We start from the raw sequence: 14880 nt of genomic DNA, 5'->3' as shown, positions 1-14880 counted from the left end.
TTATGGTATCATGTTCAGCGTTTTGATAACATTGCTCTGTTAAACCCTTTCAGGGTTACAAACCCTGAAAGGGTTGTTTAAAAATGGTTTACTGAGAAGAAAACAAAGAACACAAAAAAGCCGCTCATTAAAGCGGCTTTTGATTTATTTATTCTCCCATGGCTGCGGTAACCGCGGCGGATAGGCGTTTGTAAGTGCCGTTTTCGAGGCGGTCTCTGATGGCAGAGAACGCGACTAGGGTATCTTCAACATCTTGCAAGGTGTGCGTTGCCGTGGGTATCATTCTTAAAAGAATAAGGCCTTTTGGAATTACTGGATACACTACAATTGAGCAAAAAATACCGTGGTTTTCTCGTAGGTCTTTTACCAAAGCCATGGCTTCTGGAATACTTCCTTTTAGATATACTGGTGTAACACAACTTTGTGTTGTTCCTATATCAAAACCCCTGGCTTTTAAACCTGATTGCAATGCGTTTACATTTTCCCATAACTTGCCTTTAAGTTCGGGCATAGTTTTAAGCATTTCTAAGCGTTTTCTGGCACCAACTACCAATTGCATTTGCAATGATTTAGCAAACATTTGCGAACGCAGGTTGTATTTTAAGTAATCAATAATTTCTTGATCGGCAGCAATGAACGCTCCTGTACTGGCAATGGCCTTTGCAAATGTAGCAAAGTACACGTCAATTTCGTCTTGAACGCCTTGCTCCTCGCCTGTTCCGGCGCCTGTTGTTCCTAAGGTTCCGAAACCGTGCGCATCGTCAACTAAGAATCTGAATTTATATTTGTTTTTAAGCGCTGCTATTTCTTTAAGTCGGCCTTGTTCACCACGCATACCAAACACACCTTCAGAAATCACAAGAATACCACCACCAGTTTGTTCGGCCATTTTGGTGGCGCGTTCTAGGTTTTTTTCAAGACTTTCTATATCGTTATGTTTGTAAGTAAATCGTTTCCCCATATGTAAACGCACACCGTCAATAATACAGGCGTGTGCATCTACATCATAAACAATAATATCGTCTTTTGCCACCAATGCATCGATGGTTGACATGATACCTTGGTAACCAAAGTTAAGCAAATAGGCTGCCTCTTTATTTACAAACTCAGCTAATTCATTTTGAAGTTTTTCATGCAATTCGGTGTGACCCGACATCATACGTGCTCCCATTGGATAGGCTGAACCGTACATGGCTGCCGCTTCTGCATCTATTTGGCGCACTTCCGGATGATTTGCTAAACCTAAGTAATCGTTGATACTCCAAGTGATGACATCTTTTCCTTGGAATTTCATTCTATTAGAAATTTGACCTTCCAATTTTGGAAACACAAAATAACCTTCGGCTTGGGCAGCCCATTTTCCTAAAGGTCCTTTGTCGCGGTATATTTTATCAAATAAATCTTTCATTTAACTTAAAAATTAGTTTCTGTTAGTTGGAGCAAAATTAGCTAATTATCCGTTTGTGACATAAGAAATAACGAACTAATGTTCACAATTTTGTTAACCAACAAAAGCCCTTCAACCGAAAATTGACGGGCTTTTTTATATTAATTAAATATCACTTTATGTATTGAATAGTTTCGGAAGCAGATTTTTTACTGTCAAAAAAGCCTTGATCTTCCATCCATTTGTCACTGTAAACTTTACTCATGTATCTTGAGCCGTGATCAGGGAATATTGCTACTACTAGATGTTCTTTTTTAAAGATGCCTTCTTCGTTAAGTTGCTTTAAAGCTTGCATTACGGCACCGCTGGTGTAGCCTACAAAAATACCTTCAGTTTTTGAAACTTCTCTGGCTGTATGGGCACTATCCTCGTCGGTTACTTTTATAAATCTATCTATTACGTCAAAGTCGGTGGCAGTTGGAATCAAGTTTTTACCCAAACCTTCAATGCGGTATGGATAGATTTCTTTTTCGTCGAATTCTTTGGTTTCGTGGTATTTTTGAAGTACCGAACCATAGGCATCTACGCCAATAATTTTAATTTCCGGGTTTTGTTCTTTTAAATATTTTGCTGTTCCAGAAATGGTCCCGCCTGTACCACTACACGCCACCAAATGGGTGATTTCACCTTTGGTTTGTTCCCAAATTTCTGGACCGGTAGTTTTGTAGTGGGCGTCGATATTGAGTTGATTGAAGTACTGATTGATATATACAGAACCTTTTAACTCGCTATGAATTTGTTTGGCTACTTGGTAATAGGATCTGGGGTCGTCGGCCGCTACGTGCGCTGGACATACATGTACTTGCGCGCCCATAGACTTGAGCATATCTATTTTATCGCCTGATGATTTTGAACTCACTGCCAAAATACATTTATAACCTTTAATGATACTCACCATGGCGATACTAAAACCTGTATTTCCTGAGGTGGTTTCGATAATGGTATCGCTAGGTTTTAAAATACCCTGACGTTCTGCTTCTTCAATAATATATAAGGCTATTCTATCTTTGGAGGAGTGACCAGGATTGAAAGCTTCTACTTTAGCGTAAAAATCTCCATCAAAACCATGAGTCATTTTGTTTAGTCTGATAAGTGGTGTGTGGCCTATAAGGTCTAACACATTATCATAAACGTTTAATTTGTTTCTCATAAATGCTATTTCTCAATATCAAAAAAAATGATACCTAAAACCAAGCAAAAGTAATAGTTTTTTTTTAATTAGGCGTATATATTCTCTAAGTCTAATAAAAAGGCATATTCTTCGGCGTCTTCTTTAAGCGATTCAAAGCGGCCAGAAGCACCATGATGCCCAGCTTCCATGTTGGTTTTAAGGTATAGTTTGGCATTATTTGTTTTAAAATCACGCATTTTGGCAACCCATTTTGCGGGTTCCCAGTATTGCACTTGCGAATCGTGAAAGCCCGCAGTGACTAAAATATTGGGATAGTCTTGTGCTTTTACCTGATCGTAAGGTGAATAGGATTTTATATAGTGGTAAAACGCTTCTTCGTGCGGGTTTCCCCATTCGTCGTATTCGCCTGTGGTAAGCGGAATACTATCGTCTAGCATGGTTGAAACCACATCAACAAATGGTACGGCTGCCACAATGCCGTTGTATAAATTAGGTGCTTCGTTGGCGATAAAACCCATGAGAAGTCCGCCAGCACTGCCGCCCATGGCATACAGGTGTTGTGGCGAGGTGAATTTCTGGTCTATAAGGTACTGCGAACAATCTATAAAATCGAAAAAGGTGTTTTTCTTCTGAAGGAGTTTGCCTTGCTCGTACCAGGGTCGGCCGAGGTATTCGCCACCTCGTATGTGCGCAATTCCGAAGATAAAACCTCTATCAAGCAAGGAAAGGCGAATGCTTGAAAATGAAGGATCCATTGTAGCCCCATAAGCACCGTAGGCGTACAGCAGAAAGGGATTGGAGCCGTCCTTTTTTAGGCCTTTTTTATACACGATAGACATAGGTACTTTAGTTTGGTCGCGGGCGGTTGCCCAGATCCGTTCGGACGTGTAATCGTTTTCATTAAAATCACCTATCACTTCTTGCTTTTTCAACACGGTTTTTGTTTTGGTACGCATGTTAAAGTCTATTAACGAAGCTGGTGTGGTTAGCGATGTGTAGCTATAACGAAGTATTTCGGTATCGAAATCTACATTTACGCTGGTGCTAGCAGTATAAGTTTCGTTATTGAACGGTAGGTAATAACTTTTTTGGGTTTGCCAATTTATAATATTGATGTGGCTTAAGCCATTGGTGCGTTCGGAAATGACCAGATATTTATCAAAAATATCGATGTCTTCAATAAGTGTTTCTTCTTTGTGCGGAATCACTTCTTCCCAATGCTCTATACTCGTTTGTGTTACCTCGGTTTTCATAAGCTTAAAATTGAAAGCCTCGTTGGCATTGGTTACGATGTAAAAATGATTCTGGTAATGCGAAATGCTGTATTCTACATTTTTAATGCGTTTTTGAAAACACACAAAATCACCGTCAGGATTATCGGCATTTAGTATGTGGTACTCGTTAGATAAGGTACTGTAGCAAGCAATGATGATGTATTGTCGGGACTTGGATTTATAAACAGCCGCTCCGAAGGTATCATCGGTTTCAACGTAAACACACGTATCGGGATCGGTGCTTTGCAATTGGTGTTTATGAATGCTATCGGCCCGAAGTGTTTTTTGGTCTTTTTTGGTGTAGAAAAAGGTTTTATTATCGTTTGCCCAAGATGCCGAACCAGTGGTATTGCCAATGGCATCGTTGTATATCTCACCAGTGATGAGATCTTTAATACGAATAGTGTAATCTCTTCTTCCAACGGTATCGAGACCGAACGCAATTTTAGAATTATCGGGGCTCACGCTCAAGCCTACCATTTTAAAATAGCTGTGACCTTCGGCCATTTGGTTGCAGTCGAATAGAATTTCGTCGGGTGCGGTTAAGGTTTCTTTTCTTCTGATATATATGGGATAGTCTTTATTGGTTTCGTATTTAACGATATACCAATAGCCATTAAATTTATAAGGTACGGAGGTATCGTCTTCTTTGATACGCGCCTTCATTTCGGCAAAAAGATTGTTTTTAAACTCCTCCAGATGTTTGGTTTCCTGCTCAAAATAGGCGTTTTCGGCTTCTAGGTATTCAATTACATCTTTATTATCACGTTGATTGAGCCAGAAATACGGATCGTTGCGCTGGTCGTTGTGAACGGTTAAGGTGGTGTTTATTTTGGCTGCGCGTGGAGGCATTTGTTGCATTCGGGTTTTATTTTGAAAATCGATTTGCAAAAATAGGGTTTAAATTGGAGCATTTAAGATTCGAATTTCAAAGATATAGGTTTGGGCTTTAAACATTGTAGATTCTTTTGACTCTTACAAAAAAATATGCGACGTCAACAAGACGTCTTATATTTATTTTTTTTAATTAACTTCACTTTTTATTTTCAACCAACTTATAAATTGAAACATGTCTATTCTTATAACCAACATAAAAGAGCTGCTGCAGGTGCACGACACCAATGTTACTATTGTTAAAGGTATTAATATGAAAACATTACCTGTTTTGCACAATGCCTATTTGCTTATTGAAAACGATACAATTGTTGAATTCGGACCCATGGAGTTTTGCGCTTATCCAGATGTTGAAAAAGTGATTGATGCACGCGGCAAAGTAGTGCTGCCCGGTTGGTGTGACTCTCATACACATTTGGTATATGCAGAAGACCGCATTGATGATTTTGTAGGCAGAATTAATGGATTATCGTATGAGGAAATCGCCAAAAAAGGTGGTGGTATTCTCAATTCGGCTAACAAACTCGCCCAAAAATCTGAAGACGAACTTTACGAAGCGGCTTTAAAACGGCTTAACAAACTGCTCAAACTCGGTACAGGCGTTATTGAAATAAAATCTGGTTACGGTTTAACTGTTGAATCTGAATTAAAAATACTTCGGGTTATTCAGCGTTTAAAAAAAGAAACGCAAGCCTTTGTGAAAGTTAGTTTTTTAGGTGCACATGCCATTCCTGAAAAATTTAAAAATAAATCGTCCGAATATGTCGATCTGATAATAAATGAAATGCTACCTCAAGTATATGAGGAGCAACTCGCTCATTATATTGATGTGTTTTGTGAAAAAGGTTACTTTTCACTAGAAGTTACGGATAGAATTTTAACCGCAGCGGCAGCTTATAATTTACAACCCAAAATACATGTTAATCAATTTAATGCCTTTGGCGGTGTTGCCTTGGCCGTTAAACACAAAGCGTTATCGGTAGATCATTTAGAACAACTTACGGATGCCGACATAAAAGTGCTACAAGGTTCCAATACAATGCCTGTAGCTTTGCCGCAATGCTCATTTTTCTTGGGAATTCCGTACACAAACGCGAGAGCGATTATTGATGCAGGATTACCATTAGCCATTGCATCAGATTACAATCCAGGTTCATCGCCTAGCGGCAATATGAATTTGGTGTTGAGCTTGGCGTGTATTAAAATGAAATTGACTCCTGAAGAAGCTATTAATGCAGCCACCATTAATGGCGCTTACGCTCTAGGTCTTAGTAGTATGTACGGTAGCATTACGCGTGGCAAAAAGGCCAATATTATTATCACCAAGCCTATTTCGGGATACCAACAATTACCATATGCCTTTGGAGAAAATCTAATTGATAAAACCATTATAAACGGAATAATACATTAAAAAAAAACACCCAACAATGTGGGTGTCTTTTCAATTATTTATAATTAATTGTCTATTGCAAGGTAAATTCTGAAGTAGAAACCATTTGATTTTCATTAAAGACATTTATTTTATAGGTACCTTTTTCAAACTTTCCAGAAGCTGAAGTTACAAACTCGCAAATATCTAAATTTTTGTTTTCGTAGTTGAACATACTAATCAAACTATAATTAAGTACGGTATCTTCGAATTGAATTTGCTCATTTACGCCCATTACATTATTAAAAGGATCGATAACTTGAACAAATAATTCTTTATCGCCACTTGCAACCAATTTGTTTTTAGCAACCGTGAAACAAATTCTCAGTTTATCACTTCTGCCGGCACGTTCAGTTGGTATTAATTTACCTGAACTTCTTTCAATAACGCCAAAACCTTTTAAGTTTACAGGCTGTAAAATAGAGGCATCTTTAACAACACCAGCTAGTTCTGTATTTTGTACTAACAACGAATCTGTAAACATGGTGCGTTGGGCTAATTGTACTTGGGTACTGTCTAAAGTAGATGCTAATAATTCGTTTTCAACTTTTAAACGATCATTTTCGGCTAATAAAACATCCATTTCTTCTTCTAAAGCAAGGAATTTCTTTTTGTATCTCCACAAACTGTTCACACTGTTTTGAGAAATTTTTAAAGAATCCATTAATTGCTCAATACGTCCTCTAGCTTCTATTAATTTTTCGTTGGTTACTTCGCTTTCGCTAATAGCCAAATCGTACTGCTTGGCCATATTACTCAAGTCGGCCATCACTTGTTCTTTTTCTTTTACTAATTCGATTTCTTGGTCGTTTTTTTCTTTAATTACATTGGAGGTGTAAAATCCTAATCCTAAAAATAACACCACTACTATACCTAGTGCAATTTTTAAAGCCAATCCTGAGCTGTTTGAATTTTCCATGAGTTACTGATTTTTTTAATTAATTCTTAGTTGTTTTTTAATTTTTAGTTTTTGGTGAACAGTTAAAAAACTGTACTTTTAGTTTTTAATTTTTTATGATGGATCATCTTAAATTGCTTTCTGAATCTGATTTAAATTCGCTTGTCGTTACACGAAAAGACGAAATTAAATTTGGAGAACACATTCAATTAGTACCGTATCACACTTCTATATACGATAGCTTTTTAAATTTAGATGTTCAGTATATAATTTTTGGTATTTGTGAAGATGTTGGCGTATTTGCAAACGGCGGAAAACAAGGCACCTCTAATGCATGGCACACTGTTTTAAAAAGTTTATTAAATGTGCAGAGTAACGGCTTTCTCAAAGCTAAAAATATCGCAATACTCGGATATTTAGATTATACTGAATTACAGTTGAAAGTCGCATCCTTCGATGCTGCCAATCCATCCGACGTTTCAAGAGCGCGAAAAAAAGTAAGTAGAATTGACGAAGATGTTAGCTTTTTGGTGTCGCAAATAGTTAAAGCAGGTAAAACGCCCATAGTTATTGGTGGTGGTCATAATAATGCCTATGGCTGCATAAAAGGGACCAGTCTTGCACTTAACAGCCCTATAAACGCTGTAAACTTTGACGCGCATACCGATTTTAGACCAGAAGAAGGACGACACAGTGGCAATGGTTTTTCGTACGCTTACGCGGAAGGATTTTTAAAAAATTACTTTGTTTTCGGTTTGCATGAGAACTACACGTCCCACGCTATTATAAAAACCATGAACAAACTAAAAAACGTTCAGTTTAATACCTATGAAGCTGTTAGGGTGCGGAAAGAATCGTCGTTTAATAAAGAACTAAAGCGCGCATTTGATCATGTAAGCGGAACTTTTTATGGTATTGAAATAGATTTAGATGCCATCAGGCATATTAATACCAGTGCCAAAACACCAAGTGGCTATAGCACCGATAAAGCTAGAACCTTTTTGAGTTTTATGGCTAAAAATACCAATGCTAAATATTTGCATATTTGCGAAGGAATCCCAGAAGACGACAACGATACGCTTTTAGGGAAGTTGGTAAGTTTTTTAATCACTGATTTTATAAAAGCTCATGGCGGTTGATATTATTCCCTATGAATCTAAATTAGCTCAAGATTTTTACAACTTGAACATTGAATGGTTACAAACGCACTTTGTCGTGGAACCTTATGACGAAGCCGTGTTGAGCAATCCTGAACACTATATAATAAACAAAGGTGGAAGTATTTTCTTTGCAAGATTGGAAAACCAAATAGTCGGAACAGTCGCCCTTATGCCAACCGCAAATAAATTGGTTCTTGAGCTTACTAAAATGGCCGTATTACCACAAATGCGTGGACAAAAAATTGGCCAGTTGATGCTGCAACATTGCACTGATTTTGCTAAGCATCGGAAGTTTTCAAAGCTACTGCTCTACTCTAACACTAAGTTAGAGAATGCAATTTATTTATATCGAAAATTCGGATTTGAGGAAATTCCTGTTGAAACGAATGCACCTTACAAACGAGGTAATATTAAAATGCTGCTAGTGTTATAAATTTGTTAGCTATACCAGCGCTGAGGGACATTATTATTAATTTTAAAAAAAATAAACATTATGAAAACATTTATACTTATGCTTACCGTGCTTTCAACTGCGTTAGGTTTTGCTTCTGAACAAATTAAAACAGTTCATACACCAAGTAACACAACTAGTGATGCTGGAATAAAAATCATCCCAATAAATCACGGTAGTTTAATTCTCGAATACGAAGGACAAGCGCTGTATATTGATCCTGTTGGAGATGCTGAATTGTACAAAATGCATCCCGATCCTACGTTTATATTCATAACTGATATTCACGGTGATCATTTCAGTTTAAAAACCCTAGAGTCGCTTAATTTAGAATTTACGGGCATCATTGCTCCAAAAGCTGTGTTTGACCAATTACCGGAAAACCTTCAGAAAAAAACCATAGTGATGCACAACGGCGATAGTCTATCATTCCGCCTGTTTAATATGTCTATAGATGCCATACCAATGTACAATTTAAGAGAAGAGGCTTTAAACTTTCACCCTAAAGGACGCGGTAATGGTTATGTAATAAGTTTGGCAGGTGAACGTATTTACATTTCTGGCGATACCGAAGACATTCCGGAAATGCGAACCCTTGAAGATATCGATACTGCTTTTATTTGTATGAATTTGCCTTATACCATGACTGTTGAAAGTGCTGCAAGTGCGGTTTTAGACTTTAAACCTAAAACAGTTATTCCATACCATTATAGAGGTAAAGATGGCTTGAGTGATGTAGAAAAATTTAAAAGCTTAGTAAATAAAAAAAATAATGCTATCAATGTCACCATGTTAAAATGGTATGAACAATAGTATTTACGGCACTTGTCGGACTTTTAACACGTTTCATCGAACAGGTGTTTTGTAATATTTTTGTTACTAAATAGTTATGGTTTTGATTTTTTAAGTATATTTACAAACCAAATCCATTTAATCTGAAAAAAATGATAGCTATTAATTCATTTTCAAGCCTACTTATAAGTACAGAACATCTTACCATTATTCTGTTAGTAACGGCATCAGTCTTTATCGTGTTAATTGGCATTGCCATTATTAAAATGTACAAGCTAAAAGCCGAAAACAAACGATTGATTGACAGTTCACCTTATAAAATAGACGAGTCGTACAAAGACTTTACAGAGGGTCACTTATACGAAAACAAGTAAACAAAAAAGGCATGATTTAATTCATGCCTTTTTTGTTATCTCACTAATTTCTTATACTTAATTCGTTTTGGCATGAGATCACCACCAAGACGTTTTTTCTTATTTTCTTCGTATTCACTAAAACTTCCTTCAAAAAAATACACTTCACTATTGCCTTCAAAAGCTAAAATATGTGTACATATTCTATCTAAAAACCAACGGTCGTGACTAATCACTACAGCACATCCCGCAAAGTTTTCTAAACCTTCTTCCAAAGCACGCAGCGTATTTACATCCAAATCATTGGTTGGCTCATCGAGCAACAATACGTTGCCTTCTTCTTTAAGCGTCATAGCCAAATGCAAACGGTTACGTTCACCACCAGATAATAATTTTACCTTTTTATTCTGTTCACTACCACTGAAGTTGAATCGACTTAAGTAAGCTCTCGAATTTACTTGGCGTCCTCCCATCAAAACCAGCTCTTGTTCATCACTGAAATTTTGCCAAATGGTTTTTTCTGGGTCAATATTAGAATGCTTTTGATCTACATAAGCGATTTTTGCGGTTTCACCTACTTTAAATTCGCCTTTATCTGGGGTTTCTTCTCCCATAATCATACGGAAAATAGTTGTTTTACCAGCACCATTTGGTCCTATAACGCCTACAATTCCTGCCTGTGGAAGTTTAAAATTCAAATCTTCATAAAGCAACTTATCGTCATAGCCTTTGCTTACACCAACAGATTCAATAACATTGGTACCCAAACGCGGACCATTGGGAATATAGATTTCTAGTTTTTCGTCTAATTGCTTTTGGTCTTGACTTAATAATTTGTCGTAGTTATTCAAACGCGCCTTTTGTTTGGTTTGTCGGCCTTTAGCACCTTGACGCACCCATTCCAACTCACGTTCTAATGTTTTTTGACGTTTAGACGCGACTTTACTTTCTTGCGCCATACGTTTTGATTTTTGGTCTAGCCAAGAAGAGTAGTTACCTTTCCATGGGATACCTTCGCCTCTATCTAATTCTAAAATCCAACCAGCCACGTTATCTAGGAAGTATCTATCGTGTGTTACGGCAATCACGGTGCCTTTATACTGTGCTAAATGGTGTTCTAACCAATGTACCGATTCAGCATCTAAGTGGTTGGTAGGTTCATCTAACAGCAATACATCTGGTTCCTGAAGCAATAAGCGGCATAAGGCAACACGACGACGTTCACCACCAGAAAGCACGCCAATTTTTTTATCGCCATCAGGAGTTCGCAGCGCGTCCATGGCAATTTCTAATTTGGTGTCTAATTCCCAAGCATTTGCCGCGTCTATTTGGTCTTGAAGTTCCGCTTGACGGTTCATTAACTTTTCCATCTTATCTGGGTTGGAATAAACTTCCTCCAAACCGAACATATCGTTAATTTTGTTGTATTCATCAAGGATTGCAACAGTTTCGGCTGCGCCTTCACGCACTACTTCCATAACTGTTTTACTGTCGTCTAACTGCGGTTCTTGTTCTAAATAACCAACAGAATAGTCTTGCAAAAAGGTGACATCGCCTTGGTAGTTTTTATCAACACCAGCAATAATTTTAAGCAAGGTTGACTTACCAGAGCCGTTTAGACCAAGTATTCCAATTTTTGCTCCGTAAAAGAAACTGAGGTAAATATTTTTTAAAACCGGTGTTTGCGCACCTTGAAATGTCTTGGTTAAACCAGACATTGAGAAAATTACTTTTTTATCGTCAGACATAGTTAATTTTTGATTTACGATATACGAAATACGATTTATGGTTTATGATATTCGATTTTTAAATATAAAAATTTAGACTCTGCCTTTGAGTGCATTAAACACCCAAGCAATAGCGAAAAAGCCAATACCCACCGAGGCAAAACCCCAGCCGGCACTTTCATTATATCTAAACACACCTAGTGCTATTAAACCCAACCCAACAATTATCATAATAGTTGTAGCCCAAGCTAAAACGGTATTTTTATTCATTGCCATATGTTATATTTTTTAGGGCGCATCCCAATCCAAGTCTGCTTGTATTGGGTCGGGCTTTCCGCTATATCTTTTAATGTACCATTAAAAGGATGCCGCTTCAATCCCTTGCGCGAAATGCGTTACAAATATCGATAATTTTGAGTAAAAACAAGTGTGATTACAGTGTCTTATCAATAAAGATTATAACTTATAGATGAATCAATATTAATTTTCAAGGTATAAAAAATCATTCGGTGGCTTTGGCTTTATAACGCACATTTAACACCAATCCGCCAATAATTAAGGTAATTCCTACTAAACTCCAAAAACTATAAAGTTCATTAAACCAAATAATTCCAAAGACGAGTGTAAAAATGACTTCAATGTATTTTAACGGCGCCACAAGGTTGGTTGACGCAGTTTGAAAAGCTTTCGTCATATAAACTTGTCCGTAGTAACCAAAAACCCCTAAACTTAACAGAAGTAACCACTCTAAGTTACTAGGGTTTACCCATTTTCCTATAGATAACACACCGCCAACGATCGTGGCAATCACCATAAAATAATGAACCACAACCACTGGATGCTCACTATTGCCAATTTTACTAATAATGATGTACACCAAGCCACTGAATACTGCTGCTATTAGTACTAATATCAATCCATAGGTATTAATTTCGCTGTCAAATCCCTTTAAAACTAAAACACCTGAAAAAGCCATCAAAAAAAATAGCCATTGCAAGGTTTTTATTTTTTCTTTAAGAACTAACACTGCAAAAATCGCTGCAAAAATTGGCGCTATATAGCGCAAAGAAACAGCGGTGCCAGTTGGTAAATATTTTATAGATTCAAAAAATAAAATCATTGAAGTCACACCAACCAATCCTCTTAATATAAGTAATTTGTGATTGTTTCCTAAAATACTAATGTTATTTTTTAATAGAAACCCGAAAGTAAAAAACAAAGAACCAGCAGACCTAAAAAATACAATTTGCGCTGCACCTATCGCATCTAAATACTTAACAGTTAAATTCATGCACGAGAAGGCTAAAGCACTAATAATCATGAATTTTATGGCGTGCTTTACATTCACGAATTGCTTTTGGTTTTAGAAAATGAATTTGAAATTATTAAACCGGTATTTGCTGACTTAAGCAATGCAAAGTACCAAAGCCCCATATTAAATCGATGGCACTGATGCCAATAATCTTTCTATCAGGAAAACAATCGGCAATAATGTTTAGTGCGATTCTATCATTGTCATCGTTAAAGGTTGGGACTAATACGCACTTATTCAATATAATAAAATTGGCATAACTGGCAGGAATGGTGAGTCCATCAAAATCTAATTTTTCGGGCATTGGTAATTCCACTATGTTTGGTTTTTTACCATTTTCTAAAACAGCAGTCTTTAAGCGTTGCAAATTATCTTGAAGTGCTTTGTAATTCAGGCTTTTCTCGTTCTGTTCCACTACTGTAATAATGGTGTCTTCGTTTACAAAACGGCAAAGGTCATCGATATGACCATGCGTGTCATCACCAACGATACCAACACCTATCCAAATTACGTTGGTAACACCTAAATATTTTTTAAAAACAGCTTCGTAATCTGCTTTGGTAAAATTTTTATTTCTTACTTGAATGGTTGGATGCAGTAAACATTCTTCAGAAGTTATTAACGTGCCTTTGCCATTCACATCAATAGCACCACCTTCTAAAATTACCGGGTTTCCCTTGTAAACTGCCTGAGTTAAAGGAATATTTAGATGATGGGCTACTTTTAAAGGTACATGTTTATCTAACTGATAATTGTTATACTTAGCCCAGCCATTAAAATTGAAATTTAAGGCTTCGCGCTTTGAGCCATTTTTGACAATAATCGGACCCGAATCGCGCATCCAGCTGCGGTTTGTTTTATGAATGATGTAGGAGACATTTTCAACCTTAACATGTGCCATTTCGAGCATTTCATGAACTTTACTTTTGAGTTTCTCATCAGCAAGCATTAAGAAAACCGTTTCAACTTGCGCCACTTTTTTGATAAATTCTACAAAAGCCCATTGTATAGCACCATACTTTCCTGGCCAATCGTTACCATTGTGAGGAAAACAAAGCAGTAAACCTTGTTGTTGTTCCCATTCTGCTGGAAGTCTTCTCATTAGTCGATGGCGCGTTTAGTAATATCCCCAAAGGCATCTACACGTCTATCGCGAAAAAACGGCCAATTTTGTCGTATGTTTTCTTGTAAATCTAAATCGGCTTCGGCCATTAAAATTTCTTCTTTGTCGTGTGAGGCTTGAGCTAATATTTCGCCTTGTGGTCCGCAAATAAAGGATGCGCCCCAAAATTCTATACCATCGGTATTTGGCAAATATTGTTCTAGACCAATGCGGTTGGCTGCTGCTACATAAATACCATTGGCTACGGCGTGGCCTTTCATGACGTTCATCCAGGCGTTGTATTGGTTTTCGCCATACTGTTCTTTTTCTTTAGGATGCCAACCAATAGCAGTTGGATAAAATAACACTTCAGCACCTTTTAAAGCAGTAAGTCTTGCTGCCTCGGGATACCACTGATCCCAACAAATCAAAACTCCAATGTTGCCTTTTTTAGTAGCATTAGATTTAAATCCCAAATCGCCAGGCGTGAAATAAAACTTTTCATAAAAATGAGGATCGTCCGGGATGTGCATTTTGCGGTATAAACCAGCTTCGGTGCCATCGGTATCTAAAATGTAAGCACTGTTGTGATAGATGCCAGCCATACGTTTTTCAAAAAACGGGACAATAATTACCACGCCCAATTCTTTTGCCAAAGCACTAAATGCATCAAAAGAAGTACTGTAAAGTGGTTCGGCTAAAGCAAAGTTATTGGTGTCTTCACTCTGGCAGAAATAGTGACTGCTATACAATTCAGGTAAGGAAATGACTTCAGCACCTTGTTCGGCTGCTGTTCTCACCCATGTTAAACATTTTTTTAAGTTGTTTTCAGGCTTGCCATTTAAATTGAGTTGTATGACGGCTATTTTATAGGTTTTCTTTCCCATGGCTTTTAATTAGAACACAAAA

At 37.2% G+C, this 14880-nt stretch carries 14 protein-coding genes; 5 read left to right on the top strand and 9 right to left on the bottom strand.

Going from position 1 to position 14880, the window contains the following annotated elements:
- Positions 1-148 precede the first annotated feature (148 nt).
- The 3 genes from V7Z48_RS00210 to V7Z48_RS00200 form a co-directional block, all read right to left on the bottom strand.
- Positions 149-1408 (bottom strand): aminotransferase class I/II-fold pyridoxal phosphate-dependent enzyme, encoded by a 1260-nt coding sequence (locus tag V7Z48_RS00210; RefSeq protein ID WP_334111361.1) that lies wholly within the window; start codon positions 1406-1408, stop codon positions 149-151.
- A 151-nt stretch (positions 1409-1559) separates the two neighbouring features.
- Positions 1560-2597, bottom strand: a complete 1038-nt coding sequence (locus V7Z48_RS00205) for a PLP-dependent cysteine synthase family protein (protein ID WP_334111360.1) — start codon at positions 2595-2597, stop codon at positions 1560-1562.
- A gap of 68 nt (positions 2598-2665) precedes the next feature.
- Positions 2666-4714 (bottom strand): S9 family peptidase, encoded by a 2049-nt coding sequence (locus V7Z48_RS00200; RefSeq protein WP_334111359.1) that lies wholly within the window; start codon positions 4712-4714, stop codon positions 2666-2668.
- Positions 4715-4922: 208 nt separating this feature from the next.
- On the opposite strand from V7Z48_RS00200, the gene hutI reads away from it, so the two are divergent.
- Positions 4923-6158, top strand: coding sequence for an imidazolonepropionase (gene hutI / locus V7Z48_RS00195; protein ID WP_334111358.1), 1236 nt, complete (start codon positions 4923-4925; stop codon positions 6156-6158).
- A gap of 52 nt (positions 6159-6210) precedes the next feature.
- Here the strand turns inward: hutI and V7Z48_RS00190 are convergent, their stop codons facing one another.
- Positions 6211-7095, bottom strand: a complete 885-nt coding sequence (locus tag V7Z48_RS00190; RefSeq protein WP_334111357.1) for a chromosome partitioning protein ParA — start codon at positions 7093-7095, stop codon at positions 6211-6213.
- Between the two features lie 98 nt (positions 7096-7193).
- Here V7Z48_RS00190 and V7Z48_RS00185 point away from each other — a divergent pair, with 98 nt between their 5' ends.
- The 4 genes from V7Z48_RS00185 (at position 7194) to V7Z48_RS00170 (ending at position 9851) form a co-directional block, all read left to right on the top strand.
- Complete coding sequence (locus V7Z48_RS00185; RefSeq protein ID WP_334111356.1) at positions 7194-8213, top strand: formimidoylglutamase; 1020 nt, start codon at positions 7194-7196, stop codon at positions 8211-8213.
- Positions 8203-8667, top strand: a complete 465-nt coding sequence (locus V7Z48_RS00180; protein WP_334111355.1) for a GNAT family N-acetyltransferase — start codon at positions 8203-8205, stop codon at positions 8665-8667. The genes V7Z48_RS00185 and V7Z48_RS00180 overlap by 11 nt, the downstream gene beginning before the upstream one ends.
- A gap of 60 nt (positions 8668-8727) precedes the next feature.
- The gene (locus V7Z48_RS00175; protein ID WP_334111354.1) at positions 8728-9498 is read left to right on the top strand and encodes an MBL fold metallo-hydrolase; all 771 of its coding nucleotides are present in this window, start codon (positions 8728-8730) and stop codon (positions 9496-9498) included.
- 131 nt (positions 9499-9629) lie between these two features.
- Complete coding sequence (locus V7Z48_RS00170; RefSeq protein WP_334111353.1) at positions 9630-9851, top strand: hypothetical protein; 222 nt, start codon at positions 9630-9632, stop codon at positions 9849-9851.
- A gap of 35 nt (positions 9852-9886) precedes the next feature.
- Here the strand turns inward: V7Z48_RS00170 and ettA are convergent, their stop codons facing one another.
- The 5 genes from ettA to V7Z48_RS00145 form a co-directional block, all read right to left on the bottom strand.
- Positions 9887-11578 (bottom strand): energy-dependent translational throttle protein EttA, encoded by a 1692-nt coding sequence (gene ettA, locus V7Z48_RS00165; RefSeq protein ID WP_334111352.1) that lies wholly within the window; start codon positions 11576-11578, stop codon positions 9887-9889.
- Positions 11579-11650: 72 nt separating this feature from the next.
- The gene (locus tag V7Z48_RS00160) at positions 11651-11833 is read right to left on the bottom strand and encodes a CAL67264 family membrane protein (protein ID WP_334111351.1); all 183 of its coding nucleotides are present in this window, start codon (positions 11831-11833) and stop codon (positions 11651-11653) included.
- Between the two features lie 226 nt (positions 11834-12059).
- The gene (locus V7Z48_RS00155; RefSeq protein ID WP_334111517.1) at positions 12060-12878 is read right to left on the bottom strand and encodes a DMT family transporter; all 819 of its coding nucleotides are present in this window, start codon (positions 12876-12878) and stop codon (positions 12060-12062) included.
- A gap of 64 nt (positions 12879-12942) precedes the next feature.
- Positions 12943-13971 (bottom strand): agmatine deiminase family protein, encoded by a 1029-nt coding sequence (locus tag V7Z48_RS00150; RefSeq protein WP_334111350.1) that lies wholly within the window; start codon positions 13969-13971, stop codon positions 12943-12945.
- Positions 13971-14858, bottom strand: a complete 888-nt coding sequence (locus V7Z48_RS00145; RefSeq protein WP_334111349.1) for a carbon-nitrogen hydrolase — start codon at positions 14856-14858, stop codon at positions 13971-13973. Before V7Z48_RS00145 ends, V7Z48_RS00150 begins: the two co-directional genes overlap by 1 nt.
- Between the last annotated feature and the right edge of the window lie 22 nt (positions 14859-14880).

The sequence above is a fragment of the Paucihalobacter sp. genome (genome assembly GCF_036825875.1).
Lineage (GTDB): Bacteria > Bacteroidota > Bacteroidia > Flavobacteriales > Flavobacteriaceae > Paucihalobacter.
The sequence above is the reverse complement of the archived record's forward strand: the minus strand, read 5'-3'. Positions and strand labels throughout refer to the sequence as shown.